Source organism: Zobellia sp. OII3, assembly GCF_002211465.1.
In the GTDB taxonomy this organism is placed as follows: Bacteria; Bacteroidota; Bacteroidia; order Flavobacteriales; family Flavobacteriaceae; genus Zobellia; species Zobellia galactanivorans.
Genome location: NZ_MWRZ01000007.1, coordinates 111,891 through 126,560 on the forward strand (window position 1 = coordinate 111,891; position 14,670 = coordinate 126,560).

17 protein-coding genes are annotated in these 14,670 nt (G+C 43.6%); 10 read left to right on the forward strand and 7 right to left on the reverse strand.

Annotated features, from left to right (window positions below):
- Positions 1-97: 97 nt before the first annotated feature.
- From B4Q04_RS16825 to B4Q04_RS16845, 5 genes are all read right to left on the reverse strand, one after another.
- Positions 98-1,369, reverse strand: a complete 1,272-nt coding sequence (locus B4Q04_RS16825) for an adenylosuccinate synthase (RefSeq protein WP_013995002.1) — start codon at positions 1,367-1,369, stop codon at positions 98-100.
- A gap of 12 nt (positions 1,370-1,381) precedes the next feature.
- Entirely contained in the window at positions 1,382-1,837 is a 456-nt protein-coding gene (locus B4Q04_RS16830) for a Fur family transcriptional regulator (RefSeq protein ID WP_013995003.1), read from the reverse strand.
- Between the two features lie 54 nt (positions 1,838-1,891).
- On the reverse strand, positions 1,892-4,096 hold the full coding sequence (locus B4Q04_RS16835; RefSeq protein WP_013995004.1) for a RelA/SpoT family protein: 2,205 nt from the start codon (positions 4,094-4,096) through the stop codon (positions 1,892-1,894).
- 104 nt (positions 4,097-4,200) lie between these two features.
- Entirely contained in the window at positions 4,201-5,427 is a 1,227-nt protein-coding gene (locus tag B4Q04_RS16840; protein ID WP_013995005.1) for a M48 family metallopeptidase, read from the reverse strand.
- A gap of 54 nt (positions 5,428-5,481) precedes the next feature.
- On the reverse strand, positions 5,482-6,294 hold the full coding sequence (locus B4Q04_RS16845) for a TrmH family RNA methyltransferase (protein ID WP_088697510.1): 813 nt from the start codon (positions 6,292-6,294) through the stop codon (positions 5,482-5,484).
- Positions 6,295-6,355: 61 nt separating this feature from the next.
- Between B4Q04_RS16845 and B4Q04_RS16850 the strand changes: the two genes are divergently transcribed.
- The 10 genes from B4Q04_RS16850 (at position 6,356) to B4Q04_RS16895 (ending at position 12,791) form a co-directional block, all read left to right on the forward strand.
- Positions 6,356-7,156, forward strand: a complete 801-nt coding sequence (locus B4Q04_RS16850; protein WP_088697511.1) for a DUF6503 family protein — start codon at positions 6,356-6,358, stop codon at positions 7,154-7,156.
- 49 nt (positions 7,157-7,205) lie between these two features.
- A complete protein-coding gene (locus tag B4Q04_RS16855) occupies positions 7,206-7,448 on the forward strand; it encodes a MoaD/ThiS family protein (protein WP_046287574.1) in 243 nt (80 codons plus the stop codon).
- A gap of 9 nt (positions 7,449-7,457) precedes the next feature.
- Entirely contained in the window at positions 7,458-7,868 is a 411-nt protein-coding gene (locus B4Q04_RS16860; RefSeq protein WP_013995008.1) for a molybdenum cofactor biosynthesis protein MoaE, read from the forward strand.
- A 78-nt stretch (positions 7,869-7,946) separates the two neighbouring features.
- Entirely contained in the window at positions 7,947-8,930 is a 984-nt protein-coding gene (moaA, locus tag B4Q04_RS16865) for a GTP 3',8-cyclase MoaA (RefSeq protein WP_088697512.1), read from the forward strand.
- A gap of 4 nt (positions 8,931-8,934) precedes the next feature.
- The gene (moaC, locus tag B4Q04_RS16870; RefSeq protein ID WP_013995010.1) at positions 8,935-9,408 is read left to right on the forward strand and encodes a cyclic pyranopterin monophosphate synthase MoaC; all 474 of its coding nucleotides are present in this window, start codon (positions 8,935-8,937) and stop codon (positions 9,406-9,408) included.
- Entirely contained in the window at positions 9,392-9,988 is a 597-nt protein-coding gene (locus B4Q04_RS16875; RefSeq protein WP_013995011.1) for an NTP transferase domain-containing protein, read from the forward strand. Before moaC ends, B4Q04_RS16875 begins: the two co-directional genes overlap by 17 nt.
- Positions 9,985-11,058: a HesA/MoeB/ThiF family protein gene (locus B4Q04_RS16880; RefSeq protein WP_088697513.1), complete on the forward strand. Its 1,074-nt coding sequence runs from the start codon at positions 9,985-9,987 to the stop codon at positions 11,056-11,058. Before B4Q04_RS16875 ends, B4Q04_RS16880 begins: the two co-directional genes overlap by 4 nt.
- On the forward strand, positions 11,042-11,818 hold the full coding sequence (locus B4Q04_RS16885; RefSeq protein WP_088697514.1) for a sulfite exporter TauE/SafE family protein: 777 nt from the start codon (positions 11,042-11,044) through the stop codon (positions 11,816-11,818). The genes B4Q04_RS16880 and B4Q04_RS16885 overlap by 17 nt, the downstream gene beginning before the upstream one ends.
- A gap of 27 nt (positions 11,819-11,845) precedes the next feature.
- Positions 11,846-12,478: a WbqC family protein gene (locus tag B4Q04_RS16890; RefSeq protein ID WP_088697515.1), complete on the forward strand. Its 633-nt coding sequence runs from the start codon at positions 11,846-11,848 to the stop codon at positions 12,476-12,478.
- Positions 12,471-12,791, forward strand: coding sequence for a DUF6122 family protein (locus B4Q04_RS16895; RefSeq protein ID WP_088697516.1), 321 nt, complete (start codon positions 12,471-12,473; stop codon positions 12,789-12,791). Before B4Q04_RS16890 ends, B4Q04_RS16895 begins: the two co-directional genes overlap by 8 nt.
- Here B4Q04_RS16895 and B4Q04_RS16900 read toward each other — a convergent pair.
- The gene (locus B4Q04_RS16900) at positions 12,771-13,796 is read right to left on the reverse strand and encodes an endonuclease/exonuclease/phosphatase family protein (protein WP_088697517.1); all 1,026 of its coding nucleotides are present in this window, start codon (positions 13,794-13,796) and stop codon (positions 12,771-12,773) included. The genes B4Q04_RS16895 and B4Q04_RS16900 overlap by 21 nt on opposite strands.
- A 3-nt stretch (positions 13,797-13,799) precedes the next feature.
- A complete protein-coding gene (locus tag B4Q04_RS16905) occupies positions 13,800-14,669 on the reverse strand; it encodes a rhomboid family protein (RefSeq protein WP_088697518.1) in 870 nt (289 codons plus the stop codon).
- Position 14,670: the final 1 nt, after the last annotated feature.

Below are 14,670 nucleotides of genomic sequence, written 5' to 3' on the forward strand. Positions count from 1 at the left end.
GGACGATTGTAGGTAGTGTGGGAAACCTAGTTTATCCACCATCATCCTAAACTATATCATTATAATATATTCCGAAGTTCTGCTAAAAATCTTTAGACTATCTATGGATGGTCTGCGTACGGTCGGGACCTACGGATACAATTTTGATCGGTACTTCGAGTTCTTTTTCTAAAAAGTCGATGTAGGCCTGTAAGGCTTCCGGTAACTGATCGGCATTGTTCATTTTGGTAAGGTCTTCAGACCAGCCCTTCATTTCACTGTAGATCGGGGTTACGTTCTCAGGCTCTATGTTGAAGGGAAGATGCTCTATTTGTTCGCCCTTGTAATTATAGGCGGTACAGACTTTTATCTTGTCAAAACCACTTAAAACATCGGCTTTCATCATCATCAATTCGGTAACGCCATTGATTTGTACGGCGTATTTAAGGGCGACCAAGTCTAGCCAGCCGCATCGTCTCGGACGTCCTGTGGTGGCGCCGAATTCGTTACCGACACGTGCCATGGTTTCACCGTCTTCATCAAAGAGTTCGGTTGGAAAAGGACCGCTGCCGACCCTTGTGGTGTAAGCCTTGAAAATACCCTTGACGTCACCTATCTGGTTCGGGGCGACCCCAAGACCTGTACAGGCACCTGCGGCAGTGGTGTTACTGGAGGTAACGAAGGGATAGGTTCCGAAATCGATATCCAATAAAGAACCTTGGGCTCCTTCTGCCAATATTTTCTTTCCGCTTTTTTGAGCTTGGAAAAGGTATTCCTCACTATCGATAAAGGTCAATTTTTTTAACTCGCTAACCGATTCGAAGAAATCTTTTTCCAATTCGGCCAAATCGTACTGTACGTCTACATTGTAGTAGGCGATCATGGCCTCGTGCTTGTTGGCCAAGTTACGGTACTTCTCTTTCCAATCAGATAATTCTAGGTCTCCGATGCGCATACCGTTACGTCCGGTCTTGTCCATATACGTAGGTCCGATCCCTTTAAGGGTGGACCCGATTTTGGCCTTACCTTTTGATGCTTCGGAAGCGGCATCGAGCAAACGGTGTGTTGGCAATATCAAATGGGCCTTTCTTGAAATGAACAATTTAGCCTTGATGTCTATATTGAACTTGTCTAAGGCGTCAAGCTCTTTTTTAAAGATAACGGGGTCGATAACCACGCCGTTACCTACGATGTTTATGGACTCTTTGTGGAAAATTCCGGATGGAATGGTGTGTAATACATGCTTTATTCCATCAAATTCCAAAGTGTGTCCCGCGTTGGGCCCACCTTGAAATCGGGCTATAATATCATAATCTTTGGTAAGAACGTCAACGATTTTTCCTTTTCCTTCGTCTCCCCACTGTAATCCTAACAATAAATCTACTGCCATCTAAAATTTTGGTTAGCTGTTTGTGTTTTCTTTTTTATTTCGAGTACCATAAAAATAAAGGGAGTGTGTGTTGATTTTTATATCAAATACTTCCTCAATGGTTTTCTTTATCGATTGAATACGAGGATCGCAGAACTCCATTACCTCACCGGTGTCGGTCAAGATAACGTGGTCGTGCTGACGGTCAAAGTATGATTTCTCGTATTGCGCCTGATTTTTACCGAATTGGTGCTTGCGAACCAATTTACATTCTAACAAAAGTTCAATGGTATTGTAAAGGGTGGCGCGACTTACCCTGTAATTCTTGTTTTTCATGTTTATGTATAGCGACTCAATATCAAAATGGTCTTCGCTATCATAAATTTCTTGAAGTATGGCGTAACGTTCGGGTGTTTTCCTATGCCCGTTTTCTTCTAAAAAGTTGGTGAAAACATTCTTTACGATCTCTTGATTTTTGTTCTCTGCCATAATTAGGTTCTGTTCGTCAATTTGCAAATGTACGGTTATATTTTAATTAGAATTCTAAATTCTTGTGACTTTATCGATTCCGTTGATTTTCTTTAAATTGACGATTAGTTTTTTGAGGATGCCGATATTTTTGACCACTACGGTGATTTCTCCAACGAAAGTTCCTCCGTCGGTACTGAAGTTAAGGTTTCGGATATTTACATGCATATTGTCCGATATAACCTCGGTAATCTCGCTTACGAGTCCGAGGTTGTCTATACCTGTTAAACGTATGACCGATTGGAATTCCTGCTGGGTAGAATCGATCCACTTGGCACTGATGATCCTGTAGGCGTAATTGGATTGTAACTGTATGGCATTGGGACAGTTCTTCTTATGTACCTTAATACCTTCGTTAACACTGACAAAACCGAAAACATCGTCCCCAGGGATAGGGTTACAGCATTGCGATAGTTTGTATTCGAGTTTTTCTTCTTCCTTCCCAAAAACCAGAACATCGTACTTGCTGGTAATCTCCTCCTTGTTGATTTCGTTGGGGGCGGAGGCCCGGCGGATCTTGTTCTTAAAGAAACTGATGAAGGCATTGGAATACGAAGAGGTAAAATCTTTGATCATCTGATTGTCGATCGCACCTATTCCTACCCTATAAAACAGGTCGAGACTGGTTTTTAGCTTAAAGAAGGTGACCATTTTGTTCACCGTATCTTCGTTCAAGCTTACTTTTTGCGATTTCAGTTTTCTCCTCAAGACTTCCTTGCCTTCTTCGGCAATGGACTTTTTCTCTTCACGTAGGGAAGATTTTATTTTGGCCCTTGCGCGGGCGGTAGTGGCATAGTCGAGCCAGTTTTGGTTCGGTTTTGCCTGGTCGGAGGTAATGATTTCAACTTGGTCACCACTATGTAATGTGGTGTTCAAAGGAACGAGTTTGCCATTGACCTTTGAGCCCCGGGTGCGCATACCGACCTCGGTGTGTATGTTGAATGCAAAGTCGAGAGGGGTGGCCCCTTTGGGCAAGGACTTCAGCTCCCCTTTGGGGGTAAATACAAAAATTTCCTTGGAATAAAGATTGAGCTTGAACTCCTCTACAAAATCGACGGCATTGGTGTTGGCGTTTTCTAGGGCTTCCTGTAAACGGTTCAGCCAAATTTCGATGCCTTGTTCTTTTTGGTCCCCATGTTTGTACTTAAAATGGGCCGCATAGCCTTTTTCGGCAATCTCGTGCATACGTTCGCTGCGTATCTGTACTTCTACCCATCGACCTTTTGGTCCCATTACCGTTATGTGCAAGGCTTCGTAGCCCGTGGTTTTCGGGGAGGATATCCAATCCCGAAGTCGTACGGGGTTGGGGGTAAAGTGGTCGGTAACTATGGAATAGATTTTCCAGGCCAGAAATTTCTCGTTCTGTCGATCCGATTTGTAAATAATACGAATGGCAAATTTGTCGTAGATTTCGTCAAAGGCGACATTTTGGGCCTTCATCTTCCTGCGGATGGAAAAAATCGATTTCATCCGTCCTTTGATGTAATAGTTTAAGCCCTCTTCTTTTAACGATTTGTCTATTACGCCCGAAAAGGCATCGATATAAGCTTGCTGTTCCTCTTTTGAGTCTTCGATCTTTTCTTTGATGTCGTTGTAGACATCGGGTTCCGTATACTTAAGACTAAGGTCCTCAAGTTCCGTCTTTATATTGTAAAGTCCGATACGATGGGCCAAAGGGGCATAGATGTACAGGGTTTCCGAGGCCATCTGCACCTGTTTGTGCTCGGGCATGGCATCCATGGTGAGCATGTTGTGGTAGCGATCGGCGATTTTAATGATGATGACACGCACATCGTCGTTGAGGGTCAGCAACATCTTCCGGAAGTTTTCCGCCTGTTGCGAGGTGTTCATGTCCTTTTTAAGGTGGGCGATCTTGGTGAGTCCGTCAACTATACGGGCGACTACCTTGCCGAACATGCGCTCAATGTCATCTAGCGTATACTCCGAATCTTCTACAACATCGTGTAAAAGGGCCGAAGCAATGGAAGTGGCATCGAGGCCGATTTCCGAAGCCACTATTTTGGCCACGGCGATCGGATGGAATATATAGGCTTCCCCAGATTTTCTACGTTGGTTTTTGTGGGCGTCTACCGCTATTTCAAAGGCAGAGCGAATCAGTGTCTTATCGTCGTCCGATAAGTGTTGATAGCTTATGCGTAGCAATTCTTTATATTGCTTGGCTATCTGTTTGTTTTCTTTTTCTATAGCTTCCTGCGTCATAGTCAAATAAAAATAGCACAATCTTAGCAGCCTTACAACAAAAATTATACCTCTTTTTAAGCTGCGGACAATGTGTCCTTATATTGTAACGGCCATCATCCAGACTATCGTTTTAGGTTTTGAATGCGTTGCAGAAGGGTAGGGTGCGAATAATGCATAAAAACAAAGGCCGGATGGGGCGTAAGGTTGCTCAGACTGTTTTTGGATAACTTTTTTAAGGAGGTGATCAGGGGGGTGGCGGCATAGGTAGCCTTGGCATAATCGTCGGCCTGATACTCGAATTTTCTTGAAAAATGGTTCATAATTAAACCAGTGATTTCTGAGATAGGACTGTAGAGAATGGCAAAACCGATCAGGGCGGCATGAAAACTGGGCCGTGATACGCCAATGGCCATAGATACATCGGGGTTGTTGACGAATAGTGATAGTACGAACAAGGTAAGTCCGGTTAGCAAAATTGAAGCTATAAGGTTGAAAATGATATGCTTTTTTTTGTAATGACCGACTTCGTGTGCCAAAACGGCAACAATTTCTTCCTCCTCCAAGTCCTTGATCAGGGTGTCGTAAAGGGTGACCCGTTTTTCCTTACCAAAACCAGAAAAATAGGCATTGGCCTTGGTAGATCGTTTTGATCCGTCTATCACAAAGATGTTGTTGAGTTCAAAACCGACATTTTTGGCAAAGGATTCTATCTTGGTTTTGAGGCTTCCGTCTTCAAGCGGGGTCTGTTTGTTAAAGAGCGGTACGATCAGCTTGCTGTAGAAGAGATTCATGAATACCGTAAAAAGCGTTATGAGCGCCCAGGCATAGATCCAAAAGCTGGTGCCCGTCCATTGAAAGAACCAAATGATAACGGACAGTAGGAGCCCCCCTACCACCACGGTCATTGCCCATCCCTTTATCTTATCTAAAAAGAACGTACCCTTGGTGGTTTTGTTGAACCCGAATTTCTCTTCGATAACGAAGGTCGAATAATACGAAAGGGGAAGGGTTACCACATCGCTTCCTATCATGATGACACCAAAGAACAAAAGAGCCATGGGAATAGCTTGGTCGGTAATGGTGCGTACCCATTGGTCTATCCATTCAAATCCCCCAAAAATCAAAAAGCCTATGGTCAAAAGAAACGAGAAACTAGAAGTAATAAGTCCAAAACGATAGTTGGTCTTTTTATAGGCCTGTGATTTTTTGTATTCGGTTTCGTCGAATACGTCGTTGAGTTCTTCCGGTATGGGGTCGTTGTAGCGTTTGGAGTTTAAATAGTCCAGTACGGTCTCAATAATGAATTGAAGTACGAGAATGGTGATTATAATATAAAACAGCATGCTCATTGGATAGTGGTTTTTGGTAAAATGGTGTAGGTCTCCTAAAGAATAAAACAGGGATTATTTAAAATTCCGTTGTCTTTTTGCTTCAAAGATAAGAATAGCGGCCGAGACCGATACGTTCATAGAATCGATTTCACCCTGCATGGGTATGATGATGTTCTGTTTTGAGCTGTTGAGCCATTCTTCTGAGAGTCCGTCCGCTTCGGTGCCGACAACAATGGCCGACCCTGGCTTGAAATCGGTTTCGGTATAGGTTTCGGAGGCCGAAAGGGCCGCACAGTAAATATTGATGTTTTGGGCCTTGAGAAAATCGATGACCTCCGTGCTGCTGCCCATGGCTATGTTGTTCGTAAAAACGCAGCCCACACTGGAACGTATTATATTAGGGTTGTAGAGGTCGGTCTTAGGGTTGGCAATGAGCACGGCGTCAAGATTTGCAGCATCGGCGGTACGCAACAGTGCCCCTATGTTTCCGGGTTTTTCAGGTGCTTCCGCAACAAGGATCAAGGGGTTTTTCTTGCCTAGATTTAATTCACTTAACAGGGTAGGCTTACTTTGGGCAATGGCCAAGATACCTTCGGTAGTTTGCCTATAGGCCAACTTTTGATACACTTCCTTGCTGATCTCGATATAATCGGGTGTCGACGAACTACTTTCAAAAAGCGATAAGGTTTCTTTGAAGTCGATCAGCTCGGGTTGAAAAAGCACCGTATCAAAGTGGTAGCCCCCTTTCAGGGCCAATTGTATTTCCCTTTGGCCCTCCACAATAAAAAGTCCGGTTTTCTTCCGTTCCCTAGACTTTTCCTTTAAAAGCAGTATTTTCTTGACCAGCGTATTTTGAACGCTCGAGATTTGCTTAGATTTGTGCATACCGCAAATGTAAATAAAAGAGCCTTTGTGCGACCTATAGAGCTAAAACTAAAACAAACAGATGAAGCGAATTTTAACGATTGTATTGATTTTGGGACTATCGAGCTGTAAAGAGGTGGCCAAGAGTGAAAAAAAGGTAGAAACGGATGTAAAAACGGAGACGGTTGTAGCGAATGAGAGGTATCCGGAAGCCTTGGTCAAGGTGTTTGACGCCCATGGGGGATTGAAAAACTGGAAGGGCAAACGCACTTTGAGCTTTAGCCTGCCGAAGCCTAAATCGGTAGAGGTGCACACGGTAGATCTATATTCGAGAAGGGATAAGGTCGAAATTCCCCCGGTAACAATGGGTTTCGATGGGGGTGCGGTTTGGTTGCTCGACGAACAGGATTCCTATAAAGGCAATCCCGCACTATATCATAACCTGATGTTCTATTTTTATGCCATGCCCTTTGTTTTTTCCGATTCGGGAATCAACTATAAACCCGCCGAGGATTTAGTGTATGAAGGTAAGAGCTATCCGGGAATCCATATCAGTTACAACGATGGGGTCGGGGCTTCTTCAAAAGACGATTATTACTTGCACTACGATCCCGAAACCTATAAAATGGCTTGGTTGGGGTATACCTTTACCTTCGGTAGCAATGAAAAATCTGAAAATGTGCGTTGGATACATTACAATGATTGGATAGAGGTAGAGGGTATACAATTGCCGAAATCTATGACATGGCACAATTATGAGGGCCGTACGATCAAAGAGGCGAAAGAGCCTACCGTTTTTGAGAATATTAGTTTGGAAGAGACATCAAGGCCCGATTCGTTTTACGCGAAACCTGAAAATGCCAAAGTCGTCTTAAAGGACTAAGGAATGCTGTTTTTTTAAGTAAATTGTATCTTTAAACTTTTATTTGAATATGGAAGTATTGTTATTCGGGATTGCCAAGGATATTGTAGGTACGTCGTCATTTCGTTTTGAAGGGGGCGATGTCGTGCCACAATCGGTTTTAGAATTAAAGGAAAGGCTCAGTGAGACCTTTCCCGAGTTTGATAATCTCTCTTCTTTGGCAGTGGCCGTAAATAGTGAATATGCCGATGATAGCAAGGGCTTGAACCTTGGTGATGAAATAGCTATAATTCCCCCCGTAAGCGGCGGATGATCTTGAAATATGGTTGTAGAAATTGTAGATGAAATTGACCCTGGGCAGGTATATGCCGAGCTTTCACACCCCAATAGCGGAGGTATTTGTGTTTTTGTAGGGGCCGTTAGGGAATTCACCAATAACGAGGAGGTAACGGCACTTGAGTTTGAGGCCTACAAAAGCATGGCCCTCAAGGAAATGGGGAAAATAGCTGGCGAAGCGACCCAAAAATGGGAGCTGAACAAGGTGGTCATCCGTCATGCCGTAGGAAAAAAAGAGGTAGAGGAACCCGTTGTGGTAGTAGGGGCTTCGTCGGCACACCGCGAGGCCTGTTTCGAGGCCTGTCGCTATTTAATAGACACCTTAAAGGAACGGGTGCCGATTTGGAAGAAGGAAATTTTTAAGAATAAGACGGTTTGGGTTTCGGCCCATCCATAAATAGAAGGAAAAGTCGGGTTTTGTAAAAACGACTGGGGCGATAACGGTTGAATAAACCGAAACGAGAACGATAGATGTATGTTGATAGACAATCATAATAGAACCATTAATTACGTTCGCTTGGCAGTGACCGATCGTTGCAATTTGCGATGTAATTACTGTATGCCTGCCGAGGGGATCAATTTTGCCAAGAACGATAAGCTCTTCACTATTGATGAGCTTTCTAGATTGAGTGAGATCCTGGTGTCACAGGGCGTCGATAAAATACGGATTACGGGAGGGGAACCTTTTGTCAGAAAAGACCTGATGGTGCTCATGCGCCATTTGTCCCAACTCGAAGGGCTTAACGATATTTCCGTGACTACGAACGCTACTTTGATCGGCCCCTACATTGATGAACTCAAGGAATTGGGCGTAAAAAACATCAATGTTAGTATGGATGCCATCAACCGTGAGACCTTTGAAAAAATCACCCGTCGCGACCATTATGATACCGTACATAACAATATCATTAGACTGATTACCGAAGGTTTTAACGTAAGGATCAATTTCATTGCCTTGGAAGGACAGAATACCGAAGACATATTGCCGATGCTGGAGCTTACCAAGCATTATAAGGTTTCGGTACGCTTCCTTGAGGAAATGCCCTTTAATGGAGGAAGTAAGACCTTTGAAAGTATTGCGTGGGACTATAAGCGGATTTTGGCCTATGTAAAAGAACGCCATCCCGATTATTACGAGTTGCCATCGCCCAAAACATCAACATCCATCAATTATAAAATTCCGGTTTTTAAAGGAACCTTCGGGGTTATTCCTTCCTTTAGTAGAACGTTTTGCGGTTCGTGTAATCGTCTGAGAATTTCGGCTACGGGAGATGTCATTACCTGTCTGTATGCGCAACCGAGCATGAACATACGCGATATTTTACGGGGGGAAGGGTCAACGGAAAAAATAAAGGAAAGTATTTTGAAGGCCATAGGAAGCCGTTCTAAAACGGGCTTCGAGGCGCAACAAAAGTACAAAGGCGTTTTCGCCAATTCAATGACTTCAATAGGAGGCTAATTTCATGGAAAAAAAACTCTCACATATTGATGCCTCGGGTAACGCGGCAATGGTAGACGTATCCGAAAAAAAAGTAACGGCACGAATGGCAAGGGCCTCGGGCCAAGTAGAATTTCCCAAGGAGGTTTTTGAGACCTTGGCGGCCCAAGATTTTCTGGGTAAAAAGGGAAGCATTATCCAAACAGCGGTCATTGCCGGTATTCAGGCCGTAAAAAAAACGTCAGAGCTTATTCCGCTTTGCCATCAGATCAACCTGTCAAAAGTACAGATCGATATTGTGCCCCAAGGGCAGGCTTTAGAAATTAGCTGTACCGTAAAATGTACCGAAAAAACGGGAGTTGAAATGGAGGCGCTTACAGGGGTTTCGGTTAGTGCATTGACCATTTACGATATGTGCAAGGCCTTGTCACACGATATACGCATTACCAATGTTCAGTTAGAAGAAAAAACAGGAGGAAAGAATGATTATAGGTCCTAAAATATACGGTTTGGTGCTGGCCGGAGGAAAAAGTACCCGCATGGGAAAAGACAAGGGTTTGATTCCCTATCACGGTATGCCACAACGCGATTATCTCTATAAGCTGCTGGGCAGGGTTTGTGAAAAGACCTTTTTAAGTATCAGGCCGGAACAAGCTCAAGAGATAGCCGAAGACCTTGAAGTGGTTATTGACGAAAACAAGTATAGAGGGCCGTATAACGGACTCCTATCCGCGCATTTACAGCACCCTGATGTGGCTTGGTTGGTGTTGGCCTGCGACCTTCCCTTGATCGACCTTAAGGCCTTACAGGAATTGATTGCAGCTCGCGACCCGAATATGGTGGCGACTTCATTTGCCCAAAAAGAAAACCCTTTGCCCGAACCGCTCTGCGCTATTTGGGAACCCAAGGCTTTTAAGGAAAGCTTGGCCTATCTAGAAAGTGGAAACGGGACCTGTCCTAGAAAATATTTGATTAACAGCGAGGTGAAATTGGTTTTTCCCGATAACCCGAATGTGCTTTTGAATGCCAATTCAGAGGAAGAATATAAGGAAGCTATCGTAAAACTGGCGGTGGAATGAATGCGGAACGCTACGACCGACAAACGATTCTAAAAGAGTTTGGTATGGAGGCCCAGCTGAAATTACAGTCGGCCAAAGTACTGGTGATAGGCGCGGGCGGACTCGGAGTACCCGTGCTTACCTATCTTAACGCTATGGGGATAGGTACTTTGGGCATTGTAGACAATGATGTGGTATCACTTTCAAACTTGCACAGACAAGTACTGTATTCTGAAAAAGATGTGAATACGCCTAAAGTTGCTACTGCTGTTCATAAGCTAAAAGCGCAGAATTCGGAGACCGAAATAATTTCGTACGAAACTTTTTTGACCCAAGGGAATGCGCTTGAAATTATAGCGGATTATGATGTGGTCGTCGACGCTTCCGATAATTTTCCTACCCGATATTTGGTAAACGATGCTTGTGTTATTTTAGGAAAACCCTTTGTTTACGGTGCCTTGCACAGCTTTGAAGGCCAGGTAAGCGTTTTTAATTTTAAAGGGGGGCCAACCTATCGCTGTCTTTTTCCTGAAATGCCGAAGGCCGATGAGGTGCCCAACTGTGATGAAAATGGGGTTTTGGGTATTGTACCCGGAATCATCGGTAATTTTCAAGCCTTGGAAACCGTAAAAATGATAACGGGAATAGGGGGGACCCTTTCGGGGAAATTGTTGCTCTTTGATGGGTTGTTGAACAATTTTCAGAAAATTCGGTTTACGGTAAACCCCGAAAACCTAAAGATAAAAGCACTTCGTGAAAGCTATGATTTTGACTGTGGCCTGCCCATGGCATCCATTACTCCTGAAGCTTTCCAACAGCTCGTTGAAAAGGGCGAAGTAGAGCTTATAGATGTCCGTACTCCAAAGGAATTCGAAAGGAAGCACTTGTCTTTCGCTAAAAACATCCCACTTTCCGAACTTGATGAACGGCATGGTGAAATTTTAACCGATGGGCCGATCTATGTAGTCTGTCAATCTGGGGTGCGAAGCCGAAAAGCCGTGGAAAAACTCAAGGGAATCTACGCTAAGGCCCATTTGATCAATGTTGAAGGAGGAATGAACCAAATTACAAGGCATGCTCTTAAGTACTGAAAACTTGGTGCTCTTGTGTTTGGGTTTCTTTATTGTGGCCACCCTATACTCTTCGGTGGGTTTTGGGGGCGGATCTAGTTATTTGGCTTTGTTGACACTCTTTTTGGGCGGTTTTTTTGCTATTCGTTCCATCGCCTTGATCTGTAATCTGGTGGTGGTTTCCGGCAGTACCTATTTGTACTTCAAGAACGGCCATGCCAAGTTAAAGGATTTCTTGCCCTTTGTTTTGGCTAGTATTCCCATGGCATTTATAGGGGCTTCTTTTCGTTTGGAAGAACATGTTTTTTTTCTGTTGCTAGGCTTCTCCTTAGTGACTTCGGCCATTTTTCTGGCCTTGCAGACCTTTTCAAAAAGGGACCCCTCTGAAAAGGTGGCGGACTACCCGAAGTGGATGACCTATTTGCTGGGAGGTGGTATCGGTCTTTTGTCAGGACTCGTAGGTATTGGCGGGGGTATTTTTTTGGCGCCCATCCTCAACCATCTGAAATGGGACAAGTCTATTAAAATTGCGGCATTGGCCAGTTTTTTTATTTTGGTGAATTCAATTTCGGGACTTGCCGGTCTGGTTCAAGGGGGGATGTTAGACCTTCCTTGGAAGGAAACTCTGGCCCTTGTGGTATCGGTTCTTGTCGGTGGTCAACTTGGAATTCGCATCAGCTTAAAACGATTTACCCCTAAAGGAATCAAAAGAATTACCGCCTTATTGGTTTTTGTTGTAGGGGTTCGTATTTTGCTCAAATATATTCCTCAGGTATTCTGAACAAATAGTTTTTAAAAAGTAATAGCATTGAAGATTCTTTTGAACCCGGCCTATGTTCCGGATATAGCAAGTTTTTCGGTAATTGCCCAACACGAGGTTTGTTGGGAAATGGAAGATAATTTTCAGAAACAGACCTACCGTAACCGGGCCTACATTTGTAATGATTTGGGAAGACATATGCTCAGCATATCCATTCGCCATGTTGGGGGAAGCCAAGGCAGGCAGAAATACAAAGACGTTAAACTAGAAAACACGTATCAGTGGCAACGTCAGCATTGGAGAACCTTGCAAACCGCGTACAGAACCTCGCCCTTTTTTGAATTCTACGAAGATGAAATTGCGCCGCTTTACGAAAGGCCGTACGAGTATTTGTTAGACTTCAATCTTTTGAGCATACAGACCGTATGCGATTGCCTTCAGTTGGATATGCCCGAAGAAAAGACGGTTACGTACGAAACCACACCGGTAAGCATGGTAGACGGTCGATTTCTTGTGAATGCAAAAAAAAAGCTGGATTTCGCTCCCGAAACGTATACGCAAGTCTTTTCCGATAGAAATAGTTTTGTGGCCAATACCAGTATACTCGATTTGTTGTTTAATGAGGGAACCAATGCCTTGAGCTATTTAAAGGCGCAGGACTTAAGCTTTCTAAATGCTTAGGTTATTCTTGCACTATGGGATCCATTTTTTGGTTCCCGTTCTGGTAGGATGGTATTTCTATAAGGAATACCGAACGAAGGCCATATTTATACTATTGGCGGGTATAATTATCGATGTTGACCATTTGTTGGCAAACCCCACCTTTGATCCCGATCGTTGTAGTATCGGCTTTCATCCCTTACACAGTTATTGGGCCATAGCCTTATATTTTGGATTGCTGTATTTTAAAAAGACGAGAATTTTCGGCTGGGCCTTGTTGATACATATCTTGGCCGACGCTACCGATTGTTTCTTACTCTTTCAATCGGAATGAGGCCATAACCGGAAAGTGGTCCGAATACTTGTTGTCGTAGTTTTTGTGGGCCATAACTTCAAAGTTGGCATCGGCCATGATAAAGTCGATGCGAATAGGAATCTTTAAAAAATTGTACGTACGTCCGTAACCCGAGCCTTTTGCTATAAAGGTATCTTGCATATCGCCCTTGATGGTATGGTAGACCGAAGAGAATTGAGTGTTATTGAAGTCGCCGCAAACCAAGGTTTTATAGGGACTTTTGGACTTGTGTTCGGCTATGATCTGTGCTTGGTGCTGTTGGCGCTTGAAGGCGTTGGTTACCCTTCGGTACAAGCGATCTGAAGATTGCGAGCGCAACACGCCCGTGCCAGGGGTAATGCCCAATGACTGCATGTGTAGGTTGTAGAGCCGTATCGTGTCTTTTTTATAGAGGATGTCGGCATAGGAACCATTATTGATACTGTTCGGAAAATTAATGATTTCCGCATTGATTATAGGATATTTTGAAAATATGGCCATGTGCACCTTTCCACCTGTCGGGATTCGTTTTAGGAAGTGATAAGGGTAGTCTAAATAATCTACCTGCATATCATGGCCTACCTCTTGAAAACTGATGATGTCGGGCTTCTCTTGTTTGACCAAATTTTCGATCTCTTGCGGGATGTTGTCGTTGTCTAAAAAATGATATCGGTTGAAAGCCCGTACGTTATAAGTCATTACCTTTAGTTCGTCTTCTTGAAAATCAACTGATTTTGGGGCGATTTTGATAAAAGTGCCCAAGGTAAAATAGCCAAAGACCAAAACGAACAATGAGGTAAGCGCTTGCCATTTTTGGTTTAACAACCAGTAGAGAAAAAAGAGTCCGTTGACGACCACCAAAGCGGGCACGCCCAAACTCAAAATCGACAAAAACGGAAAAAGTTCAAGGGAAATGTAGGGTACCCCACAGGCCGCTAGAAGTACTAGGGCAAAAATTAGATTAAAGAAGTAAGCGATTTTATTGAAAAATGAAAGTCCCTTCATAAGCTAATCTTCCTTGCCGGCCTTGAAAAGAAAGTCCTTTTCCGCTTTAGAAAGACTTTCGTAACCCGACTTGCTGATCTTGTCTAAAATAGCATCTATCTTTTTTTGATGGGCCTGTTTGTCGTAATTGGCTTTTGAAGTTGTTGTGGTCGATTGCCTATTCTTGTAAACCGTTTTCAAGGGGGCTTTCTTTTCGGTTTTTTTGAAAAGGTTGGCTATGCCATCTACCATTTTTGAAAAACCTTCGCCGATGTCCTTTCCATTGTATAGCTGTTTGGCGTACATATAACCTAGAAGGGCACCGCCCAAATGCGCTATGCGTCCCCCAACATTGCCTCCCATGGGAATCTGTACCAAATCCATCAGAACAACGAACAGACCTATTTGCCAGAGTTTTACGTTAAAGAAAATAAGACGGACTTCTTGATTGGGTATGTAGGTGCACACAAATATAAGCACGGCCATGACCCCGGCGGATGCCCCAATAAGGGAAGCGTTAACGCCTATTAGTGTTGGGAAAATGTTATAGCTTAAGAGAAATAGGAGTCCACCTAAAATAACGCCCAAAAAATAGATGTTCAAGAATCGCCTGCCGTCAAAAAGGTTAAGTAAAATACGGCCCGCCACGTAGAGCACGTACATATTCCAGATAATATGGAAAATTCCACCGTGCAAAAAAGAGTAGGTCACAATGGACCAAGGCTGCATTAAGAAGTCGAAGAAATCTTTGGGCAGGGCGAACCATTCTTCAAACCTAGGGCTAATAAGCGCCGAAATAAGCCCCATAACGATAAAAACGATAACGTTAATTACTATGAGCTTTTCGGAAACGCTCAATCGGGCATACTGATATTTTAAGTCTCCGTTCGTCATC